Origin of the sequence: Paenibacillus sp. N3/727, assembly GCF_022637315.1 — a bacterium.
Classification (GTDB): Bacteria; Bacillota; Bacilli; order Paenibacillales; family Paenibacillaceae; genus Paenibacillus_AQ; species Paenibacillus_AQ uliginis.
Map to the genome: position 1 here is coordinate 6008654 of NZ_CP093336.1, position 21193 is coordinate 6029846.

General features: G+C 49.0%; 16 protein-coding genes. 2 read left to right on the top strand and 14 right to left on the bottom strand.

What is annotated here, in order from left to right:
- Nucleotides 1–18: 18 nt before the first annotated feature.
- From MNQ98_RS28040 to MNQ98_RS28050, 3 genes are all read right to left on the bottom strand, one after another.
- On the bottom strand, nucleotides 19–759 hold the full coding sequence (locus tag MNQ98_RS28040) for an ABC transporter ATP-binding protein (RefSeq protein WP_241931111.1): 741 nt from the start codon (nucleotides 757–759) through the stop codon (nucleotides 19–21).
- A gap of 1 nt (nucleotide 760) precedes the next feature.
- Nucleotides 761–1579: an ABC transporter permease gene (locus MNQ98_RS28045; RefSeq protein ID WP_241931112.1), complete on the bottom strand. Its 819-nt coding sequence runs from the start codon at nucleotides 1577–1579 to the stop codon at nucleotides 761–763.
- 119 nt (nucleotides 1580–1698) lie between these two features.
- Nucleotides 1699–2751, bottom strand: coding sequence for an ABC transporter substrate-binding protein (locus MNQ98_RS28050; RefSeq protein ID WP_241931113.1), 1053 nt, complete (start codon nucleotides 2749–2751; stop codon nucleotides 1699–1701).
- Between the two features lie 432 nt (nucleotides 2752–3183).
- On the opposite strand from MNQ98_RS28050, the gene MNQ98_RS28055 reads away from it, so the two are divergent.
- On the top strand, nucleotides 3184–4044 hold the full coding sequence (locus MNQ98_RS28055) for a lipoate--protein ligase family protein (protein WP_241931114.1): 861 nt from the start codon (nucleotides 3184–3186) through the stop codon (nucleotides 4042–4044).
- Nucleotides 4045–4128: 84 nt separating this feature from the next.
- Here the strand turns inward: MNQ98_RS28055 and MNQ98_RS28060 are convergent, their stop codons facing one another.
- Entirely contained in the window at nucleotides 4129–5262 is a 1134-nt protein-coding gene (locus MNQ98_RS28060) for an MFS transporter (RefSeq protein WP_241931115.1), read from the bottom strand.
- Between the two features lie 423 nt (nucleotides 5263–5685).
- Here MNQ98_RS28060 and MNQ98_RS28065 point away from each other — a divergent pair, with 423 nt between their 5' ends.
- Entirely contained in the window at nucleotides 5686–7980 is a 2295-nt protein-coding gene (locus tag MNQ98_RS28065) for a helix-turn-helix domain-containing protein (protein ID WP_241931116.1), read from the top strand.
- Nucleotides 7981–8085: 105 nt separating this feature from the next.
- Here MNQ98_RS28065 and MNQ98_RS28070 read toward each other — a convergent pair whose 3' ends face one another.
- The 10 genes from MNQ98_RS28070 to MNQ98_RS28115 form a co-directional block, all read right to left on the bottom strand.
- Nucleotides 8086–9120 (bottom strand): glycoside hydrolase family 18 protein, encoded by a 1035-nt coding sequence (locus tag MNQ98_RS28070; protein WP_241931117.1) that lies wholly within the window; start codon nucleotides 9118–9120, stop codon nucleotides 8086–8088.
- Nucleotides 9121–9139: 19 nt separating this feature from the next.
- A complete protein-coding gene (locus tag MNQ98_RS28075) occupies nucleotides 9140–11758 on the bottom strand; it encodes a transglutaminase domain-containing protein (RefSeq protein ID WP_241931118.1) in 2619 nt (872 codons plus the stop codon).
- 6 nt (nucleotides 11759–11764) lie between these two features.
- Nucleotides 11765–12787 carry a carbohydrate-binding family 9-like protein gene (locus MNQ98_RS28080; RefSeq protein ID WP_241931119.1) on the bottom strand — a complete coding sequence of 341 codons (1023 nt, stop codon included), beginning with the start codon at nucleotides 12785–12787 and terminating at the stop codon, nucleotides 11765–11767.
- Nucleotides 12788–12895: 108 nt separating this feature from the next.
- Entirely contained in the window at nucleotides 12896–14182 is a 1287-nt protein-coding gene (locus tag MNQ98_RS28085; protein ID WP_241931120.1) for an alpha-L-fucosidase, read from the bottom strand.
- Nucleotides 14183–14251: 69 nt separating this feature from the next.
- The gene (locus MNQ98_RS28090) at nucleotides 14252–15640 is read right to left on the bottom strand and encodes an alpha-L-fucosidase (RefSeq protein WP_241931121.1); all 1389 of its coding nucleotides are present in this window, start codon (nucleotides 15638–15640) and stop codon (nucleotides 14252–14254) included.
- Nucleotides 15641–15765: 125 nt separating this feature from the next.
- Nucleotides 15766–17373 carry an extracellular solute-binding protein gene (locus MNQ98_RS28095; protein ID WP_241931122.1) on the bottom strand — a complete coding sequence of 536 codons (1608 nt, stop codon included), beginning with the start codon at nucleotides 17371–17373 and terminating at the stop codon, nucleotides 15766–15768.
- Between the two features lie 42 nt (nucleotides 17374–17415).
- Nucleotides 17416–18324: a carbohydrate ABC transporter permease gene (locus tag MNQ98_RS28100; RefSeq protein ID WP_241931123.1), complete on the bottom strand. Its 909-nt coding sequence runs from the start codon at nucleotides 18322–18324 to the stop codon at nucleotides 17416–17418.
- A 17-nt stretch (nucleotides 18325–18341) separates the two neighbouring features.
- Complete coding sequence (locus MNQ98_RS28105) at nucleotides 18342–19304, bottom strand: ABC transporter permease (RefSeq protein WP_241931124.1); 963 nt, start codon at nucleotides 19302–19304, stop codon at nucleotides 18342–18344.
- Between the two features lie 444 nt (nucleotides 19305–19748).
- Nucleotides 19749–20612 carry an HNH endonuclease gene (locus tag MNQ98_RS28110; protein ID WP_241931125.1) on the bottom strand — a complete coding sequence of 288 codons (864 nt, stop codon included), beginning with the start codon at nucleotides 20610–20612 and terminating at the stop codon, nucleotides 19749–19751.
- A gap of 101 nt (nucleotides 20613–20713) precedes the next feature.
- The gene (locus tag MNQ98_RS28115) at nucleotides 20714–21163 is read right to left on the bottom strand and encodes a hypothetical protein (protein ID WP_241931126.1); all 450 of its coding nucleotides are present in this window, start codon (nucleotides 21161–21163) and stop codon (nucleotides 20714–20716) included.
- Between the last annotated feature and the right edge of the window lie 30 nt (nucleotides 21164–21193).

The window sequence follows — 21193 nt, forward strand, 5'->3', positions numbered from 1 at the left end:
AATAGGATATTCCAAGAGTCAATGATTGCTCAAATCCAGATGCTTCATAATCCGTTCCCGCAGGGCTACAAATTCCGCACCGTTACGGTTACGCGGCCGCGGCATATCCGTAGATATCGACTCCACGATCCGGCCCGGACGAGGGCTCATCACATAGATCGTATCCGCCAAATAAATAGCTTCATCGATATCATGTGTGATCAGAAGCACCGTCTTGCCTGTGCCTTCCCATAAAGTAAGCAGCTCATTCTGCATCGAGATCTTGGTAATCGCGTCCAATGCACCAAACGGCTCGTCGAGTAGCAGTACCTCCGGGTCCGTGACCAAGGCTCGGGCGATAGATGCCCGCTGTCGCATACCGCCGGACAACTGGTGCGGATAGTATTTCTGAAATCCGCCAAGCCCCACCTTCTCCAGCATGGCGTCAACACGGGATTTGCGTTCCTTTTTGGAAATACCAGCGAGCTCCAGACCGAAACCTACGTTAAATTCCACTGTGCGCCAAGGGTACAAGGCATGCTCCTGAAAGATCAGCATCCGGCTGGGGTCCGGCTCAACAATACTCTGCTCACTCGCTGTAATCTTTCCGTCCGACGGGTGTTCCAGACCCGCGATCATGCGCAGCACCGTGCTTTTTCCGCAGCCTGAAGGGCCAACAATGGCAGCAAATTCGCCTTGGCGGATGGTGATATCCACCTGCTCCAACACGTTCAATGACCCGAAGGATTTGGATACGTTATCTACATGGATGGTCTGCATGCTATTCATCTCCTCCCGGTTGGACGTAACGGTAACGCAGCAGCTTTCTTTTTAATCCTTCAAGCAGCACCAGATCGAGCAACGCCGCAATCGTTCCGATGACAATGATGCTCATCAGCACGCCTTCCATGTCGGCAACCTCACCGCGCCAGCGAGAGTAGAAACCTAGGCCCGCCATAGCACCACCGACCATTTCCGCTGCGATCAATGAACGCCAGGCATTCCCGAAAGCGACCTGCGCCCCGGTAACAAAGGCCGGGAGCGATTCAGGCGCGAATACCTTTGCCAGCAGTTGACGGCGGCTTGCGCCCATAACCCGGGCCAGCTCCAGATGCGTCCGGTTCACGCCCTCCGTTGCATTCAATACGGAGAGCGCCATGGGGAAGAAGCTGGCGATGATGATGACGGTAATGATGGTTTTATTGCCAAAGCCTAGTAATATAACGAAAAATGGCACCCATGTAATCGGAGGTATCGCCTGAAGAATAGATATCAGGCTCCGTAGATATACCGCGAAACCTTTGGATATGCCACCAATTAGGCCAAGCAACGCACCGAACACGCACGCAAGCGGATATCCCCACAGCAGCCGAATTAGGCTGTCCCCGATGTGGCCTCGGAATTCAGGATCTTGAATGCTGCTGAATAATCGAATAAACACATCAGGCACATCAGGCAGCAGATAGGACGGCAGAAACAACGCCGTAATCTGCCAAATAGCAAGAAGGCTCCCTACTGCAAGCAGATAGGGAAGCACTTTTCGCCAGAAGGAGCCTGATTTCGGTTTAGTCCGCGGAACTTTCGTGTAGGATGGATTCACCAGAAACTCTCCTTTTTATGAATTAGCCGAGAAAACTTGTAACTTTAATCATGAGATGAATCGCTTCGGATAGGGCGTATCTTTTGACACGTCAAATATCCGACTTCTTCTGTTACTCGTTACTTCTTCTGCTGATCCTGCCAGCTTAAATCGATAATATCTGCCACCTTCACTTCTTTTTCCAGAACACCCTGCTCTTTCATCATGTCGGATATTTCCTGCATGCGGGTTATCTGGTCCGACGTGATATCCCAGTTAAACACTTGGGTTTCGATCGCCTGCTTGATGACGTCGACCGATTCCACAGTGCCGCCATGATGGGATTCCATCGTATCCGAGTCCACAAAATGCTTCATGATGAGGCCGGCCGATTTCTTCGGATCCTGCTGAAGCATTTCGATTGCTTCTTTCTGAGCATCCAGCAGCTGATTTACCGCTTCACGATTATTCTCCAAATTCTCATCGGTCGTAATGACGACCATGCAAGGGAACGGCCATACTTTGCCGATCTCATATATTTGCTTCGCGGCTAACGTGTGGGTAGCGATACTGTCGTACGGTTCAAACACGAATGCTGCATCCACCGCGCCGGAAGCAAGCGACTGAATAGCCTGGCCCGGGTCAACGTATACCATCTGCACATCTTTGCTGGTCAGTCCCGCTTCTTTCAGTACGACACCGTTCAGAACGATATCCGCCGTGCTTCCCTGGCCTTGGGAGGCAAGCTTCTTGCCTTTCAAATCTGCCACACTCACGATACTGCTGTCGTCTTTTACGAGCACACTGTGAAATCCGAGCTGTGCTCCACCAACAACTTTTACCCCAGCGCCTTTAGAGGCCCATGAAACAGCATTCGTAAACCCGAGCACCCCGGCATCCACCTGCTTGCCGACCATCGCTTTAATAAGGTCCGTGCCACTCTTGAACTGCTGCATCTTCACGTTCAATCCATGCTTCTCATACAGCTTCGCCTCATAAGCGAGCATAGCCTGCGCATCGTCCATGACATTCAAGTATCCGACTACAAAATCTTTCTTGGCTTCACCGTTTCCTCCGGCCGATTCACTGCTGTTTCCCTGCTTGGCGTCACTGCCGCAGGCTGTAACCGCCAGCATAGCGATCAACAGCAGCCCTATCATCAGCCCTTTAATACGTCGGGCACTTTTTGTCATGGTAAATCCCCCTTTATATATAAAGCCGATAAACTTACTAGGATTATAAAAAGAATACCCCGGGATGTCAATTGATTTACCGGAAATTAAAGGAAAAAAACTGTTTCAATCTCACGTTATGGTATTCTTTAAGTGCGTATTCAAAAAGGTCGGTTTTCAGCACCGAGAAGGTTGGAAGAAGCTAGGGACTGAGGAGCGGAGCGTACGTTTTGGGTACGTGAGCACCGGAAGGACCGGCTGAATTCAAGATTCGATGCCGAGCCCGCTTCCTGATTCACTTCGTGATCAAAAGCGGACTTTTTGAACAACCTCTTTAAATATTCGATTTAAAATGCCGATCCTGCAGCACAAGTGTAGGAGCCGGTACGGAGTATATGTGGAAATCACTGAACCAACTTGACGGTTCTTTATATTGAAGGAGGCCCCTCTGTCATGACTACAACTTCATGCCTGCCTATTGAGACAGGTCCCATTCTGCTGCTGGACCGTAGCCAGGATCTAAACGAACCGGACGTGCTCTACTCCTTCGCGCTGGATGAGCTGTTGTGCCGGCTGACTGGCCGTGGTGGCCCCGCAATCTGTCACCTATGGCGTCATCCCCGCGCATTCGTTATGGGCGTGAGAGACAGCCGACTGCCCAAGGCTCAGGAATCCGAATACCAGCTTCGCGATCTCGGTTACGACACAGCGATCCGCCACTCAGGTGGTGCTGCCGTGCCTCTGGATCCAGGCGTTGTAAATTTGTCTCTTATTCTGCCACTCGGGGAGAACCGTCACCACAATCAGGACTTTCATCAAGATTTCGAAATAATGGTGCATTTGATCCGCGAGGCATTACGGGATACCGGGTATACGGTGGATACTGGAGAGATTGCCGGAGCGTTCTGTCCAGGCGCATATGACTTAAGCGTTGGTGGACGCAAATTTTGCGGCATTGCCCAGCGCAGACAGAACAAGTCCTTCATTATCCAGGCGTTCATTATCGCCGAAGGCTCCGGTACAGAACGGGCGGGTCTTGTCCGTTCCTTCTATGATGTGGCCGCCGCTGACGCCGATCCAGCCCACTATCCGCTGGTTCAGCCGGAGTCGACCGCGAGCCTTCAGGAGTTGGCGGAATTAGGACCTCATGCAGCCGCGATGTTTACTGAATCGGTCAAGAAGGTCATCCGTCAATGGCAGGCAGCCATGGACCCGGCAGATATAACATCCGCCGCCTCCAATCTGAATCTTCCTACCCCGGATGATGTCCGCGAGATGGCCCGCTCCCTACGGCAGCGTTATATCCGGAAATAAAGCACAAGAAACCGCCCCTTTCGGAGCGGTTTCTTCGGTTTATACATATGGCTTAGAAGCATGCGTTTTAATTTCTACCAAGCATTATAATGTCATTGACTGGTCATGCGATTGGATTGATCTCCGGCGATCCTGGATATGCAGTCCCAAGAAACAGATTGACGCTAAAACGAGCAGTACACAGTTCGCTATGAATACTGCTTTAATATCGACATTTGAGAATAAAAAGGAGCCCAGCACTGCGCCCAGTGTTGCGGCGAACACACTCATAAACATGGACATTACCGCCTGCCCTGTCGAGCGGTAGCGGTCTGGGATCAGCTGAATCATATATTGGGCCGTATAAGACAAATAGATCGCAATGGCTATCCCCAAAATCACTTGTGAAAACAACAAAACGGCTAGATTCATGGTAAAAATGATAAGCAGAGAGCGCACAGCGAACAGAAATGCACCTAGCGCGAGCATAAACAGCGGGTGAAATCCGCTTCCCAATCGTCCGATGAGGATAAACACAACGACCTCGATTCCGGCAGGAATCATCCACGCTAGTCCGTTGTGCAGAGAAGTCCCTCCCAACTCTACCAGCAGGAAACTGAGATATTGGTCACTCATCACCATAGCCATGCCACACAGACAGTTGACCATCAGGAATAACATAACTTGAGGCTTGCGAAACAGCGGCCATGCCTCCTTCATAGACACCCGTTCCACCGGCTCACTGGCTTTGGCAGACCTACGGGGATCGCTTACAGGTATGAGGCTGATCAGTGCGAGCGCCATAAACAGCAAGAACATCCAACCGATCGGTTCAAAGCCGGCAATATAAGCCAGCGCGACACCAACTATCAAGGCGGCAAAGGAATACCCGGCCGCACCCGCACTGCGGAGGGAGGCATAAGAAATCTTCAAGCTCCTTGACTTCAGCATGATAAAGCTTTCCACTAGTACAGCAACCGGGGCTGCAAAAAATTGATACGTCAGCATAGCGGCCATGACGCCCAAAGGGCTTTTCATCACAAACATGACCGCAACCGACAGCAGTGACATCATATTCAATCCGATTAACAACAGCTTAATACGGCTGAGCTTATCGCTGAGAATGCTCCATATGTAGTTGGAAAAGAGCGCCACGAGTGGAAGCAGCGCATTTTGAAGTCCGTACAATTCACCGGAATACCCTATATCCTTGAAATACAGTGGAAAGAACGAAGCCACAATTCCCCCTGGAACAAAGAGGAGAAATATAGCAATAAACGATAATGGAGCTTGTTGTTTTACGTACGATTTCAGATTGCTCACCCCAAGTCTGCAAAAGAGCGGTTAAACGCTCATCATATGTATACTGCTTAAAGCATTGTAGCCAACAGGGACGGGGTTGGCAATGATAGTATACTATTTCCCTATTGCCCAACATGTTGGGTAGGCACATTGAATCAGATATACCATAACTGATTCGGGTACTCCTTTTAGGGATTCAGGCTCAAATCGCCCCGTTCACACTTGATTTTTCTTTGTTTTTCTTGTTTTTTGCCTGATTCAGGAAAAAGCCCCCTTTATATGCATTGATTTATGAAAACGTTTACCTTACAATTTTATTAACAGCTTTCCCTTTAGAGAGGCGGCCTAGGAGGTTTATTCATGAAATGGAATCATTTCAAGTCCAAGCTATTGCTTAAATATACTTTTTCCTATATCGCTATTTTCCTTATTCCGCTCATTATTCTGACTGTCTTTATCTATCAGAGCGCTGTACAAACTCTCCGCTCCGAAATCGAGCAGACGAACGTCAATCAGATGACACAGGCCAAGACTGTTATCGATGAACGCATGAAGGAACTGCAGGATATGGCATCACGCATCGCTTACGATGAGAAGCTTACGTCGTATTGGGTCCACCACCCTTACTACAGCCGAGAAGCAATTGGAGCTCTGGCCAAATACAAGGCGACAAGTTCCATCATTAATGAGCTTTTCCTGTTCTTCCGTGGTGACGAGAAAATTTATTCCGCTCAGGGCCTGGAGAATCTGGATGTTTTCAACGGGCGCTACACATTTCATAACTGGAACAAAACAGACCTGATCCATGATTTGAATACGATGAGTTTTCCAATGATGCGTCCAGCAGAAAAAGTCGATCAGGGAGATCGGGGACAGCAATCCATGCTAGCCTACCTTGTACCGATCACGCCAAACAATCCAACTCCACACGGAACGGTCATGTTTCTGATTAACGAATCCAATCTGACCGATTTAATCGAATCTATTCTTAGTGACTACCATGGTATGACTTATATTTTTGACAATAACGGGCAAGTGCTTGCCGCCAATCACCAGGGTGAAACGATTACCGCGACGGACGTCAACGCCTTGTTCAGGCTCGAACCGGGAACGCACAGTCTCTCCTTGAACAATGAGCCGCATTCGGTCGTATCCGTCAAGTCAGACGCAGGCTGGACTTATGTGACAGCCATGCCGAGCAGCCAGTTTTTTAGCCGCATTGTTCATATCCAGACCATTATTGTTCTTGTTTTTTCCCTTGTGGTCGTGATGGGTACCATTCTTGCCATCATTTTGGCGCGGAAGCAGTACCATCCTATTTCCGACTTGATGGAGTTTGTGCGGCTAAAAACCGTCACCGATACGCCCACATCCAGCAACGAGCTGGAATGGATCAAAAAAACACTGCATGACTACAGCCAGCGCGTTGATCTTCAGGAGCCCTACGCCCGCAATCATATCCTGCAGCTATTGCTGAAGCATGGCCATACGGAGGAATTCACTACCGAATTCAAAGAAACTCTCGGCATCCGCTTCAACCGCTCCCATTATTTTGTCGTCTGCATGGGCTGGGAAGCTCACGCTTTTCCCATGGAGGACAATCCAGACCGAAGACCTGTTATGCAACTGATGAACGAAGTGGAGCTGCCGGAGCTTTCCGCACACATGTATGGTGTCGAGCTTCCTCAGCCCAACCGACTGGCCCTCATTGTCGGATTTGACACCGAAACCGGACATGATGCCCGTCTGCAAGCCCTGATGGAATCCATTGTCGAAGCTCTGCGTAAGATGGTAACAGAACAAACAGGTCTATCTCCTGCCATTGGAGCAGGTACGCGCTACAGCCATTCAGAACAGCTGAATCAATCCTATATCGAAGCATCGACCGCTTTTGAAGCATCCATGCTCAATGGTGAGGGCAGTACTACTTTCTTCAACAAACTCTCTGGCACCCAGGATTGTTCCTTCTGGGTACCGAAGGACGTGCTGCTGAAGCTCGTTCAGAGTCTGAAACAGGGCAGCTATGATGTGGCCGTCCAGATGGTGTCCACCGCGCTTAACAACCTGAAAGCGGAAAAGCCTGCGGTGCCGCTTCTGCGCTGCATTTGCTTCGACATTCTTAACACGATGCTGAAAACCGCTTCGGAGCTCGGCATTCACCATGTTGTCAATGAGATTCCGCGAGTTACCAACTTTGATTCTTTGGAGGATTTGGAGAAGAAGCTTGGAGGCCTTGCTGCAGACATTTGCGCCCAGGTCGAGGCCAAGACCGAGACAGAAGAAAGCAGCTTGATTGAACAGATCACAGCCTTTATCGACGAAAATTTCACAGATTACGACCTAAGTTTGGGAACCATCTCATCCAAGTACTCCATCTCCTCTTCTTATTTTAGCCGCTCTTTCAAAGAGAAGATGGGCATTAACTTCTCCCAATATATATGGAAAAAACGGATGGATGAAGTGATCCGGCAGCTCCTGCATACAGCTGATCCTTTAAAAGACATCATTACACGCGTCGGTTACCTGGACACACCAAACTTCATCCGCAAATTTAAAAAAGAAATGGGCTGCACCCCTGGCCAGTACCGTAAAATGCATAGCCAAAACGGTGCCTCCGTTCCCCCTGATGATGAGGATGAGGAGTACACCGGATAATAGACAAAAACCAATTCCCCGAGGCCGTGCCTTGGGGAATTGGTTTTTTTGTGCTCCCGATGAAGCTTTCTTCAAAAAGCTTTTACCACAATAAACAATAAAAGTTTAGCTTTGAAGTCCTTGATACAGTGCACCGAGCAGACGGTGCGTCTTGTCACAGCTGTACTCCCAGAACATGATACCTGCCAGCCCCTTGGCCTTCACATATTCACACTTGCACTGAATGGATTCCTCGTCATCATAGGATATGAAGCTGGATCCGTTAAACAGATACGGTGCGCAAGCTTCTTCATCCCAATAACGGATATAACCGTTCTTATTGATGTAGTCAGCAGCAAGCTCAGTAAAAGCGGGTCCGTACCCGCCGGTGCTGCCAGCCATTTGATGAAGACCTTGATTGCGGTCCGGAACCGAATCCCAGACACGAGAATAGAATGCGGCACCAATCACAATCTTTTCCTTTGGCACTCCTGCCCGGAGAAACAGGTTCACGGAAGCGTCTGTACTAATTCGGAACAGATCGCCGGGCGGCGTGTATAGATTCGTATGATGCCCTGATAGAATTTGAAAACCGCCGCGCATATCATAGGTCATTAGCTGGACGAAATCCAGATACTGCTGTACCTGATCCATCTCCGTTCCGTCTATATAATACTGATCTGCGCCTGCCGCAATTGTAAGCAAATAATGACGTCCATCTTGCGAGCCTTTCACATCTAGAGCTTCCCGGATTGTCTTGAGAAGCAAAGTGAAGTTTTGCTTGTCATCAGGACTCGACTCAATGTCAGCTTCGCCGTAGCAGGGATATTCCCAATCCAGATCGATTCCGTCAAAAGGAAGCTCGCTTAGCACCCGCACTGCCGAAGCCGCCATGCTATTTCTCCCTTCCTCGGTGGAAGCCGCCTCAGAAAATCCGCCCGCGCTCCACCCTCCTACCGACAGCAGCACTGTAAGTTCGGGATGCTCCAGCTTTATTCTCCGGACCACCTCGGTATGCTTCAAATGCTCTGTGCTGATCTCATGATTCCGAACATGACCGAAGGCCACGTTCAAATGCGTTAACTTCAATAAATCTTCCCGCGTCATCTCTGGAAGCGCAGCATCGACGACATAGCCGGCCGCAATATATTGCTCTGACATTCCTCTTCACTCCGATCCTTTAAGCTTTCTGAAGTAATCCAGTCAAAATGTGTAAGGCTTCCTTCCCGGTGCCAATCTTATACCCGGATGATGTATATCGGATTTGATCCTCACTGTCGAGTGCGAACAGATGCGGGAATCCGGCTTCATGAGCCGGGGATTCAGATATGAAATCCGGTAAAGAAGCATAGGTTGAATCCCGTACAAAAATCGTACGTGACGGTAGCCCGCTAACATTCTCAGGGCTAAATGAAGCTGTCCATTCTGAGTCACCGACCACAAGAACGACTGGAATCCCCAACGCATCGACTGGTTCGGCCAGTTCTCGCAGCTCACGGAGCAGATGCTTGGTCGGCTCCCTCTCAGGCTCAAGCCATGCAACAATGGCGCCTTTTGCTCCAATGAGATCTCCCAGTGTTCTCGAACTTCCGTCCAGTTGTGTAAAGGCGCTGCTGCGGTCTAAAATACCGAGCACAGGGATGTCCTCCATCATCTCACGGTAGGTCAGGGTAACGTCCGTTTGCTCACCAGCACGTACAGTGAAATAAGTGAAGCGTACTCTAACCGTACCATCCTTAAGGCGTATACCCGAAGTTAAACGGTAAGCACCTGGCTCCACCTCGAACGCTTCATCATAAACGTCGGTTTTGCTATACGGATAGACCAGCGTTTTGTACACTCCGTTCTCAAGGCGGGCAAATGTGAAGTTTTCATAATAAGAAGCTGCCGGAGCGTCCTGCGCTGCCTCTGGATCACGGAGCAACCGTAGCATTCCCCAGGCTATATTCTCCTTCTGGCCGGAGGCAATTAAAGTGAATACCGCATCTTCCCAGCTACCGTTCTTTAAATACTGCGGTTTTTGTTCGCTTGGGTGCAAACGTGCCGGAATTCCCAAACTGCGACATGCAGCCACAAACATAATAGTCAGTGATACCGGATCGCCCATTTTTAGATTGTATGTACCCAACGGATTCCCTTTTCCCTTCAGGTTGGGGAGATCCTCCCAAATCTCAAATCCACGTTCCAGTCTTCGGGCAAGCTCCGCGGGATTTGATCTGAACGCTATGGACTCGTCTCCACTAAACACTTCCTGGAAAATCTGTCTGTAAGGCACAATCATTTCATATGAGACCCGTGGACAAAGAACATATTCGATAAACGTATCCTTATCAAGATCTCCGCGCTGCGGCAGACCGTAGATCAGATGGTCATCCAGCACAGGCCTGAACGTATCGATCAAATCTTTATCGTTCAAACTCTCCAACATCAGCAGCGGCCACTCGCCATACTCACCGGAACGTTCCTGAAGGAAGGCTGCGATTTCCCGACTGTTCCCGCGTGCCTTCTGCAGAACATCCCATACCCGCTCCGCCGAAAGTCCTGCTGTATGAGCAAGCCGGGACGCCTCCTCCTCGCTCAGGAATGTTCTCTCGTAATCGGTCCGGATCTTCGTTCCTTCTTCGAGACGGCTATTATGCCGCTGGGTCTTCTCACCGGAAAGCGCCTCTACAGCTTCTCCTTCTCGCTCAGGAGGAGGAATCAAGTCGAAGTCCAGCGTTCCATCCGGCTGATCCGAAGCATCAAGTACAAGCTCAAGGCGGTCTTCTGCCACTGTTGCTTTCATTTCACTCCACTTACCGTCTTTCACGGCACGAATCACCAGTTCGCCGAAACCCGTTTTAAAGCAGGCTTCTCCCTGATCATTCGTCGACAGTGTAGCGATCGGATACAGCTCCGCCATATTGTACAGTTCGAAGTGGACTTCAGCCCCGTTCACCGGAGCACCCTGTGCATCCTTCACGGTAACGTGGATGGAGCGTGTAGGCGCATAATTCTGTAGCAGATTAATTTCTGTAAACCACTCGTCAGAGACCGTAATATCCTCGGGTCCCGGATAGTCTGCATAAATACGTGTATTGATCAGCATCGCCCGGCGGGCAGGCGGACTGAACCATCCCTGGTTAAGACGGGCTTCCGGTTCGCAAGCGCCTATATAGTACCACTGGCCGTCAGCCCAAGCTTCCACCCATGCATGGTTATCATCACAATGAGCCCAGCGCGGTGTGTATACCTGGCGCGCTGGGATACCAATGCTGCGCAGCGCGGCCACGGCCAGCGTGGATTCCTCGCCACAGCGTCCACGAGCATTTCGGATCATGGTGAGCGGCGATATCGTCCGCTGATCGCTTCCTATGTACGTCGCCTTCTCATGGCACCAGTAGTTTGTCTCCAAAATAGCATCCGCCATGGACAAGTCCCTTGTTCTCTCGGACAATTCGTTATACAGTATGCCGCGGGAATCCTCGATATTTTCCGTATTTACCCGATACGGCAGCACAAAATGCAAGAAGAGATGATCCGGCACACGTTCACCCCAAGGCATCCGCTTGCGGATTTCCAGCGTCTGACGAACATGACTTAAGAACAATGACCCATCATAGTCAGCCATATCATTTACCGGCATGTATGCGTAAAAGTACTTTAAGGCCCAGATCTCTTCTTCGGTCAAATCCTCCTGAAAAATATCAAATAACTCATGTTGACGTGCTCTGGCAATGAGCTGCTTCTTACGGAATTTCCGGTCTATTTGCTCCATCGTATGGTGATCCATTGAAAATATGGATGTCTGTATCGTCACTTGCTCTCACTCCTTCCATAACTTTCCGTCTTCCCGAATACAGATATGGCCTTCCCCGTCCAAGGACGGAGCTGTAATCTGGAACAGACTGCGGGTCGTCTCAATGACAGGATCAATGCTCCACGAATCATCGCCCATGAGCAGCTTCTTGTCCGCTGTGAATTCACCATGGGCTTCAAAGTAATTGCGTTCACGGTAATAGAGCCTGCGCAGGTCCCATTTAATGCGTTCATCCTGCGGAAGCTCAAAGGACAGCGGATTGTCTCCTTCCGCAAACACAACATAGCCCCACAGTTCGGGATAATGCATATTGATAATGCCCATAGGTGACCATACCCAGTTATCCTCCGGATATGGTTTGCCTGTTTCGGGATTCAGCACTTTACGGTATTCGCCGTCTTGTACCTCCGTCTGCCACTGAACACGGGAGAAATTGACGCGCCAGAACTCGCCTGGGAGTGGCTGGCGGCTTCCGGCTGCACATTCCCGTAAGCTGGCCCAAGGTATCGCCACTTCAACACTCCACTTCCGGTTATCTGCACCGGGACGATTCAGCTCGCCATCAATATGCACAGCTGTCTTCAGGCCGCTGATATCCCAGCCATTCACCGGAGGGCCGCCGTCACGGTAAGGCTTGACCAGCAGCAGGTCCCATACCGTATTCAGCGCATTGATCTCAAACTCGTAATATTGATGACTATCTCCATCCGGATCAATGAAAATCTCAAAATCATTATCATAATAAATGACGGAATCCCGCTCCGTTAGCGTCGCCCAAATCTGATCTTCGATCAGTTCTGCCGCGAAGTAGAAATACTCATCATCCCACAGCATTTTAACCCGGGTCTGTTTCGTTGGCATCGGACGAAGATCACCTTCGATATCGACAAAATCATCACTCCAATCCGCTTCAGCCCAGAACGGCTTATCTACACGGCCATCCAATACTAGCGTCCCTTGCGCGCGTCTGCATATATAGTGTTTAGGTGCGTAATCAATCTTCGGCTCCGGCACTCCACTTAAGTTCATTGTCGTTCCCTCCACTTCATTTTCATTAGATGTTTCAAGCGGTTTTTGCAGATGACCCACCTGAGATCAGGGAGGCTAGTACAAAAACACTCGTCCTCCCTGTAATCGTTAGTTGTGGGTTACCACGGCTCCCGAACCGCCGTACATCTCCAGCTCTTCATCGAATTCCAGCTTAAGAACTGTCACCTGTTCATGCGTATCCTCAGGAGTCATATGAATCCATGTCGTTCCCGGAATATTAAACCAAGGCACGCCACCATGGATTTCATGTGTAAGTTCTTTACCTGAATGAAGAACCGTGATCTTTTTAATCGGGTTGCACAGTCCTTTAAGGCATATACTTTCTTTCGGATCGTCATATACAAACAAGTACAATGTCTTCTTGTCCTTCGAGACCGTGCTCCCCCCCAAATAGTAGCGGGTCATAATCCCTTCATCAGTCCCGAATACCGCCTCTTCATGGGTCCGGATCCATTCTCCCAGTCCGAGCAATATGTCCTCCTGTCTCTTATCAATCGTTCCGTCTTCCCGGGGACCGATATCCAGCAGCATATTGCCGCCCATGGAGATGCAATCGCAGAACATCCGGATAATCTGGTTTAGCGATTTGTACTTGTCATCCGTCGGCACGTATCCCCACGATGTGTTAATGGTCGTACAAAATTCCCAGGGTCCATCCGGTCTTGTGATCGGAATCCCCTGCTCCGGCGTCTTATAATCTCCATGGCCCTGAAGCCGTGAATTTATGATGATATCCGGATTAAAGGATTGCAGATAATGCTTGAACTCGGGTAAATTCCACTGCTCGGCACTCCGTTCCCAGTCGCCGTCGAACCACAGCAGATCCACCTTGCCGTAATTCGTTAATATCTCCCGCAGCTGATTATTGTTAAATTCAAGAAACTTTTGCCACTTTTCAAGATCCTGAACGCCATCCAGCGGGCTTGAATGCGGGTTGGCTGAGCTGAGATCTTCAGGAACCTTGCCGCCTTCGTACACGCTTGGATAATCAGGATGTGACCAGTCGATCAGGGAATAGTACATACCAAGACGAATTCCTTTTTTCGTTATGGCTTCAGCATATTCCTTAATGAGATCCCGTTTGACTGGAGTCTTTTTCACAACATTTAAGTCGCTGTATTGTGTGTTCCACAAGGCTACACCGTCATGATGCTTTGTCGTAAGCACCGCGTATCTGGCTCCTGATTTCTCGATGAGATCGGCCCATTTGTCCGCATCGAATTTGGACGCCGTAAAGCCGTCCAGCTGTTTCATGTAATCCTGGTAGGACATTCTCCCGTTATAAAAGGACCATGATTCCGAAACTCCATCCACCGCATAAATACCGTAGTGGATAAATATCCCAAGTTTTGCGTCTTCAAACCATTTTTGCATATTCGGTCACACCTTTCCCTATGTACTCGTCTGATTTTCCATTATTTACATACAGGGTCTACTTCCTATTTATCGAAGACGGAATACATGCGCGATCGGTGCTAATCCCTGGCGCTCCTTGTCCGGAAGTTGAACCGTGATGCCGCTCCCCGTACGGCGGTACTCAAGCATTTCTTGACCGCCCACCAGATCAATACGGCTGAAATCAGCCTCAATTGGCAGGTACAGCTCCTCTGAAACGGCCTCATTCTCATCCCTATATAGGTAGAGAGCATACGTTGTATCGTCTTTTTGAGTGAATTGGATGTTACCTACAGAATACGGCTCACACACGCGCGTTCCATAGATGGCCTCGCCATGAACATTCAGCCATGCCCCCATACCCTTGATGCGGGAAATGGCGGTCTTGGATATTCTTCCGTCCGGCTGCGGCCCCACATTGAGAGCCAGGTTGCCGCCTTTTGCGACTATTTCCACGAGAAGATGTATAAGCTGACGCACCGACTTATAATTGTCCTCGTAACGGAAAGAGAACGCCGATCCCATCGTGATGCAGCTCTCCCATGGTACATGGAGCGCTGACTCAGGCAGCGTCTGCTCCGGTGTGATTAGATTCTCGTAAGGCCCACCGACCGTACGGTCCGCCGAGAGAAGCCATGGCTGAATTTTGCGTGCCTTCTCTACCACTTCACCCAGTCTGATGTTCTGATCGCGATAGTCATTGACCCATCCGGCGTCAAGCCACAGCACATCGATCCGGCCGTAATTCGTCATCAGCTCCATAATCTGCTCATGGGTAAACTGGACGAACTGCTCCCACAGCCAAGGGTATTCCTTCGGATCATAAGTAGGTCCCCGTGATGTAAAAGTTCCCGGCTGCATCCCGGGTGTCCAGTAGTAAGGGGTATGCCAATCAGCTTTAGAGAAATACGCGGATATACCGAGGCCCTTCGCACGAAACGCATTGAATAGCTGCTTAGTAATGTCCGCATATTTATGCGTATGAAACGGGCAGTCCGGACCTGTGACACGGTAATCGGTTGTATGCGTATCCCACATACAGAACCCGTCATGATGCTTGGTTGTAAAATTTAAATATTTAAAGCCGTTCTCAGCAGCCAGGTCAGCCCATAGATCGGGCTGGAAGCGGAGCGGATTAAACGTCTTATTTAAATCAAAATACTGCCGTTTCAACTCCTCCGCATCGATGTCCCAATCGATCTCGTTGCGTGACCATTCCTCATCCTTGTCGCTTAGTGCCCATGATTCAACCAGTCCGAGCTGGGAATAAGGTCCCCAGTGCATCATCAGACCCAGCTTCTGGTCTTTGAACCACTCCAGACGCTCCAAAAGCAGCGGATCCTCCGGCTTGACCCAATCCATCTCACTGCTGTAATTGTGGACTCCCTGCTCAACTACAGATTCCTGCTCTTCCTCTACCCATTGGTTATCTCGCATGGTATACCTCCAATATCTTGACTTCCTTGTAAGCATTCCAGATGAACAATAATGACAATAGCCAACCCCCGGTCATCATTGACCGGGATATGTTGGCTTCTTTGTTTTTTTATACATGAATAGGTTTATTTCCCAGAGTTCCAACGATCATACGCGCCTTGATACAGCTCGACTAAACGGTCGCCACCCATTTTTTTGATTTGTGCAACATACTTGTCCCAATTGGAGAGCGGTTCTTGCCCAGTAATGAACTTCGCTTCCATCTGCTTCACATAAGTGTCCAGGTCGGACAATAAAGCCGTCGCCTCGCTCTGCTCTTCATTTGTCAAATAAACGTTAGGGAAAGGAGCTTTACCGATAGGTACAAGTTTCTCTTGGTTTTGCTGGTCAATCCACTCGTCAAACTCGGTGCGAAGACCGTTCGCAACCTCCGGATCATTAATGCCTGGTGTCAAAATACCGTAGTTCGGCGTGAGTTTGCCGCGGTATTCATCACGGTCACCGCCGCCAGGAACCGGAAGCCATTCTTTCACATGGTTTTCCTTGTCTTTATATTTCCAGAGCACGCCTTCAGGTCCTTGACTGAACAGTGTGGAACCTTCATAACCGTACAGATAGTCGATCCAGCGCATTGTAGCTTCCGGAGCGGGATTTTTGTTTGTAATAGCAAAGGTCCCCTGTGTAGATATACCTGGATGCTTGCCGTATACCGGAGAGCCCTCAATCTCACTCTTCACTGGTGTCATCAGCGGGTTATCACCGCTTGGCTCACCTCCGAGGGTGAAATACGGATGATAATCACTGAACAGAGCAATCTGCTTGTTTTGCCCTTTTGCCTTTTTCTGTTCAGCCGTTTGGGAGAAGGTTTCATGGTCAAGCAAATCTTCTTTCCACAAACGGTTCATGAAAGTAAGGTAGCCTTTATATCCTTCTTCCTGGAAAGGATAGTGAACTTTTCCATCCTTGTCGGCATAGATTCCTTCACTGTACATCCCCCAGAAGCCGAAGAAGTACATGCGCAGATCATCCAGTTTCACGGAAGTCAGCGGAATCTCGTCTTTTTTACCGTTTCCGTTAGGGTCTTCTTCCTTGACACGCTTCAAATACGTATACAATTCTTCTGTTGTCTTAGGCTCAGTTACTTTGAGCGCTTTCAAGAATTCACCGTTATACCACACAGGGCCTCTGTACCATACGGCTGCAGCGTCAATGAATGGCAGTGCATATATATGCCCGTCAGGCGTTGTAAACGACTTCCGAATGTCCGGGTTCTCGTCAAAAATTTTCTTGATATTTGGCGCATAACCTTCATCAATGTATTTTTCCAGCGGAATCAAAACGCCTTGGGTGCCATAAGTCACTTGTTCTGCCGATTTGATATCGGCTGCGTAGAACACATCCGGCAAATCGCCGCTCGCAAATACCAGGTTCTTCTTCGTTTCAAAACTGTCGATCGGTGAGAGTTGATACTCCAGCTTGATGCCTGTTAATTTCTCCATCTCTTGCAGTACAGGCATTTTGTTCCAGTCTGCTATACCAGCATCCTGCGACATAACCTTGAGAGTTAGCGGCTTCTCTACAATCGGAAAGCCTTCTTTCTTAACATCGGCGTTGGGTGAACCAGAAGCCGAAGACCCATCTTCATTCCCTTTGGAAGAACCACAAGCTGCTAGCAGACTTGCTGATAGCGTGAGGCAGAGTAAAATGGATGATGCCTTGCGAAGCTTTTTCATGACAACAACTCCCCTTTTAAAGTTGATTGAACTATGGCAAGATCAGCCCTTTACAGAACCAATCATAACACCCTGAACAAAATAACGTTGAAGGAATGGATAGATAGCAATAACTGGAATGGTCGCCACGATGATGACCGCATATTTGACGAGTGCCGCGATTTCCGCCTTACTGTTCATCGCCGCAGCCGTAGAAGCATCGATGGCCCCCCCACCCTGTGCGGACATTTCCTGAAGAACCAGAATCTGGCGCAGAATCAGCTGCAGCGGGTACTTCGCAGTATCATTCAAATAAATGAGAGCTGAGAAGTAGCTGTTCCAGTTGCCGACCCCATAAAACAATGCCATAACCGCAATAATCGGCATCGACAACGGCAGAATGATTTTAATAAACAGCCGCATATTGGTACAGCCATCAATCTGTGCGGCCTCCTGCAGCTCCTTCGGAATGGAGCTTTGGAAGAAGGTACGCGATACGATAATATTCCAGATCGATGCGGCCGACGGTATGACAATCGCCCACATCGTATTAATCATGCCGAGCTCCTTGACGAGAAGGTAGGTAGGCACAAGCCCGCCGCCAAAGAACATTGTCACCATGAACATGCCCATAAAGAAATTGCGTCCGATAAAATCCTTACGGCTCAGGGCATACGCTGCTGGTAGCGTTACCACCAGATTGATGGAGGTTCCGACTACCGTATAAAGAATGGTGTTAGCGTATCCAGACCAAATGCTGCTATTCTCGAACACTCTCTTGTATCCGTCAAAAGTAATTCCTTTGGGCCACAGCCACATTTCCCCGGAACTGACAAGCTTCGGATCACTGATCGATGCGCTGAGCATATATACCAAGGGATAGAACACCACGATAAAAGCAAGAAAGACGTAAAAGTAGTTGCAAATCAGAAATATTTTGTCTCTTTTGGTTTCTTTAACACCCGTTAGCATTCATGTCCTCCTCCTCTCTACCACAAACTGTTTTCGCTCGTACGGCGGACAACCTGATTCACGACAACCAGCAGAACTGCATTGATCACGGAGTTAAACAAGCCGATCGCAGTCGAGAAGCTGTACTGGGCATCCACAAGCCCCGAGCGGTATACGAAAGTTGAAATAACGTCTGACGACCCCATGTTAAGCGGGTTCTGAAGCAGCAGGATTTTCTCAAATCCGACCCCGAGCAGACTTCCTATATTCAGAATCAAGAGGATGGTCATCGTTGGAATGAGTGTTGGGATGTTAATATGGCGTAACCGCTGGAAGCGCGAGGCTCCGTCAATGACTGCAGCTTCATGAAGTCCTGGATCCACGCCCGAAAGCGCTGCCAAGTAAATGATGGTGCCCCAGCCTGCGCTCTGCCACACACCAGAAAACACGTACATTGTCTTAAACCATCTTGGATCCGTCAAAAAGTCAGGGCTACTAAATCCGAGCCATTCAATCATATGAACGACAATCCCTGTCGATGGGGAGAGGAAGGTAATAATCATCCCCGCCATAACGACGACCGAAATAAAGTGAGGTGCATAGGTGACCGTTTGGGCTATTTTCTTAAAGAAGCCATTTCTTACTTCATTGAAAGCCAGTGCCAAAATAATGGGAATCGGAAATCCGATGGCCAGCTCATATAAGCTGATACTTAATGTGTTCCATAACAGGTCCCAAAAATAGTAAGAATCGAAGAAGCGTATAAAATGGTCGAAACCGACCCAAGGGCTCCCTGTAATCCCCATCGTGGGAATGAAATTTTTAAATGCGATTTGAATGCCGTACATCGGTCCGTAAGCGAAAATAAGAAAGTAAAAAAATGCGGGTGCAATGAAGATATACAGTTCCCAGTTCTGAAGCATTCTCTTCCATACACTCTTATGTCCCTTGCCGAGCGTCACACCTGGACTACTTGTAATGACAGTTTTTGTATCCTGCATAGGACCACCCCTTCCTGATTTAATATGACTCTCTCTCGTTTCGTTACCCACAGCGCGTCAAACTTGATAACGCTTACACGACTAACGATAGTCGACTTTCATAACCAACGTAAATATGTCATTTGTGTGCACTGTAAAAGCCTTTACTAGCAAGGCTTTTAGCCTTATGACAACTATTTTTGACAACTGGACAATGTGTCATTTTTGACCGAAATGTAAGCGCTTTTTATTGATGATCAAATTTGACCAATTCCCAATTCATCGATGAGATTCGATTATTTATACGTGAAATTTATAAACTCTAATATTTTCAACAAATCAAACAAGCAAGCCGTCCAAGAAATCAATCTTGGGCGGCTTGCTTATTTGAACATCGTTAAACGAGGCGGCCTGTTTCATTTAGTTGTAAAAAAGAAAACATCCCCTGTAGACACAGGAGATGTTCTAGCGGCTTAAATTCATAAAATCATCGAGATCCCGATCTGCTTTGGATTGATTGCATTCCATACATGCACAGACACAATTCACCGGCGTTGTATGGCCTCCTTTGGCCCGCGGCAGTAAATGATCAATCGTATCCCCGTATCCCCCGCAGAAATAACAGGTATGACGATCACGCTCCAGCACATATTTGCGGAATCCCTTATTTGTGTAGAGACGGCGAATGGTATGGCGGTTCACCACAACGGCCGCATTCTCTTTCACCAGGATGATGGCCAGCTCCGGATCAATCTCTTGATGCCACCCCCGGCCTTTATCGGTGCGCCCACGCATCCGTATCGTACCTGCCCGAGTTGGCACAAGCGATGACACATCATACGGATTGAGATGCTCATGTGCCACGGCCGTTCGGAGCAGCGGTCTTGGCGGATTCGGCGGGGTATGCTTGCGTTTGTCCCCCGTCTTCCGGACTTCACCCCGCTTTGGAGAAATGTGCTCCAGCTGCTGCCCGGCAGTATAGTTGCATTTAGCTGCAATGGCAGCTTCTGCTGCTCTCGTTTTAGCCCGCTTGCGAGCAGCCCGGCGTTTCTGCGAGCGGGATGCTTTGGGCTTGAGCAATTCGATCTCTAGAGAGGAAGCCGCATCATCCTTGACCAGAGATGAATCCACTTTACTGACAGGGTTATCTTTTTTTTCGAGAATCGCTTCCGAAATTCCTTCAGACGCGAGACGGCGGCACTCCGCGCAGATTCCCCGCCGAGAATTCGGTCCTGAACGGCGCCCCGTCCGGCGGCGAAACTCAGACAAAGGTCTGTCCATTCCACAGTGTCCGCATTGTTTATATAAAGACTGTTCTATTCCGTTCATCGGCATCAGCACCGGACTGCTCCGGTCTATGTCACCCCAAACCTGTTATTGGTTAGCATGTATTCTTCGCTATTATTATACCTCAATCCATGATTTGTCACTCACATGGTATTGCGGCGAGGGCGGTTCGAACCCATTCTTAGTTTCCTGCCTATGAGCCTAATAATCTCCTGAGATACCCAAAAGATCAAAGCACCCAGCATGAAAGGATATTTATACGAGTGCCATCCACCGGTTCCAACTAGGAGGGAAAATAACCATCCTGCCGCGACGCTTGCCAGCAAATAGGAGATTGGCTTCATGCAAAACGCAACTCCCTTCGGGGCTTCGTAAAAAAAACGGGCTACTGCCCCATCCATGATCAGAGACAGCGGAATTCCAAGAATCAAATACATGGGAAAAATGATAATCCAACCTACAATAAAGAGCCTGAAGTACGAGTAGTAGCTAACTCCTGTCTCCCTCACATCCATCGGTGTATAATCCAGGTACGCTGCAACCAGACAGATCAGCAGTGAGGAAAAAAGTGCAGCCAACAATTTCGACATCACATAAACACACCTCCACTCCTTATAACACAA

Bases quoted from the DNA above. Each gene is read 5' to 3' on its own strand.
- MNQ98_RS28100 (WP_241931123.1), bottom strand. From the start codon at position 18,324: ATGCTAACGGGTGTTAAAGAAACCAAAAGAGACAAAATATTTCTGATT.
- MNQ98_RS28070 (WP_241931117.1), bottom strand. From the start codon at position 9,120: ATGTCAGAGCAATATATTGCGGCCGGCTATGTCGTCGATGCTGCGCTT.
- MNQ98_RS28090 (WP_241931121.1), bottom strand. From the start codon at position 15,640: ATGCGAGATAACCAATGGGTAGAGGAAGAGCAGGAATCTGTAGTTGAG.
- MNQ98_RS28050 (WP_241931113.1), bottom strand. From the start codon at position 2,751: ATGACAAAAAGTGCCCGACGTATTAAAGGGCTGATGATAGGGCTGCTG.
- MNQ98_RS28095 (WP_241931122.1), bottom strand. From the start codon at position 17,373: ATGAAAAAGCTTCGCAAGGCATCATCCATTTTACTCTGCCTCACGCTA.
- MNQ98_RS28055 (WP_241931114.1), top strand. From the start codon at position 3,184: ATGACTACAACTTCATGCCTGCCTATTGAGACAGGTCCCATTCTGCTG.
- MNQ98_RS28110 (WP_241931125.1), bottom strand. From the start codon at position 20,612: ATGAACGGAATAGAACAGTCTTTATATAAACAATGCGGACACTGTGGA.
- MNQ98_RS28080 (WP_241931119.1), bottom strand. From the start codon at position 12,787: ATGAACTTAAGTGGAGTGCCGGAGCCGAAGATTGATTACGCACCTAAA.
- MNQ98_RS28085 (WP_241931120.1), bottom strand. From the start codon at position 14,182: ATGCAAAAATGGTTTGAAGACGCAAAACTTGGGATATTTATCCACTAC.
- MNQ98_RS28040 (WP_241931111.1), bottom strand. From the start codon at position 759: ATGCAGACCATCCATGTAGATAACGTATCCAAATCCTTCGGGTCATTG.
- MNQ98_RS28065 (WP_241931116.1), top strand. From the start codon at position 5,686: ATGAAATGGAATCATTTCAAGTCCAAGCTATTGCTTAAATATACTTTT.
- MNQ98_RS28105 (WP_241931124.1), bottom strand. From the start codon at position 19,304: ATGCAGGATACAAAAACTGTCATTACAAGTAGTCCAGGTGTGACGCTC.